At 51.8% G+C, this 1138-nt stretch carries 1 protein-coding gene; it reads right to left on the bottom strand.

Going from position 1 to position 1138, the window contains the following annotated elements; all coding sequences use genetic code 11:
- Window positions 1-131 precede the first annotated feature (131 nt).
- Window positions 132-581: a hypothetical protein gene (locus tag BC440_RS11580; protein WP_233421754.1), complete on the bottom strand. Its 450-nt coding sequence runs from the start codon at window positions 579-581 to the stop codon at window positions 132-134.
- Window positions 582-1138: the final 557 nt, after the last annotated feature.

Here is a 1138-nt window from a genome sequence, read left to right as displayed (position 1 = left end):
GCACACTCAAGCCAGCTTTCAAACACCTCTAAAAGAAAAACCCCGCCAAAATATGACGGGGTTTGTCAGCGGTCTGAGGGCGCCGTCGGCGCCCTTTCGTCTGGTCTATTCGGATTTCGTCGGTGCCGTGATCAGCCTTTTGGCGATACCGTGATATCAACCGTTGATCCGGCAAACGATCCGCCTTGCAGCTTGATCGTGGCAACGCGGCTTTCGCGGTCATAAACCATCACCGATATATCGGCGCGGACCACGGTGACTTTGCTCCAGCCGAAATTGGGCATTTCACGTTCATAGAAATCATACATCTGGGCGGGTGTGCCACCGGCATTGATCACAAGACGCCCGTGCCACGCGTCGGATGCCCCGAAAATGATGCTGCGATCCATATCCAGCGAGGAATTGGACGGCATAGGAATATCGGTGAACTGGGTAAAGGACGGGATCGGCTGACCGCCGCCCTTGCTATCCGACCCGTTGTTTGACGAAGTATTCGGAACAAGGTTCGAACCGGAGCACCCCGCAAGCGCAAGGCTTGCCAGTGCGGCTGCACAAATAAATGAATGTCGCAGTCTCATCATCTTCCTTCGGTCCCCTAATGCCGTTCAGGCACTGTTATCTCGCCCCATAATCAGGTCATTATGTAAAGGAAAGGTTCACATATTGCCTTTTGTCCATCTTTTCAAAGACCAATTGGCAATATTGCGTGTCCCGTCCGGTTTTCCTGCAAGCGATCATTGCACCGCAAACACCATATATAAAGCATCAAAATTGCCATCGATCATCTGATCCGTATCAAGAAAGTGGATCGGGACAGGGGGTAATTTGGTCGAACCCGGATAAAAAGCGCACCAGACGGCGAATCATTATTCGGGTTTCGAGTTTTTCTTGCGGTCTGAATGGCGGGTTTGCGCCGGATTTTGCCAGGCGGATTTGCGATTATTCAACTTACAGTCCGAAACATCCCCCGGACTTGGTGCCGGGGTTGGCTGGGTGCGAAATCTCAAGTGATTGAATTTAAACGATTTTGAGAAAAAAGACGTCGAAATGCATTTTTTCTTAAAAAAGGTGTTTACAGGTCTGGCGAGGGGCCCTATAACCCGCCTCCACCGACGGGGTGCGGCGCCAAGGAGACGGC

Source organism: Thalassospira sp. MIT1004 (assembly GCF_001858545.1).
GTDB lineage: Bacteria > Pseudomonadota > Alphaproteobacteria > Rhodospirillales > Thalassospiraceae > Thalassospira > Thalassospira xiamenensis.
The sequence above is the reverse complement of the archived record's forward strand: the minus strand, read 5'-3'. Positions and strand labels throughout refer to the sequence as shown.

What these genes read in the sequence shown, in the direction of transcription:
- BC440_RS11580 (WP_233421754.1), bottom strand. Translation starts at nt 581, where the DNA reads ATGATGAGACTGCGACATTCATTTATTTGTGCAGCCGCACTGGCAAGC.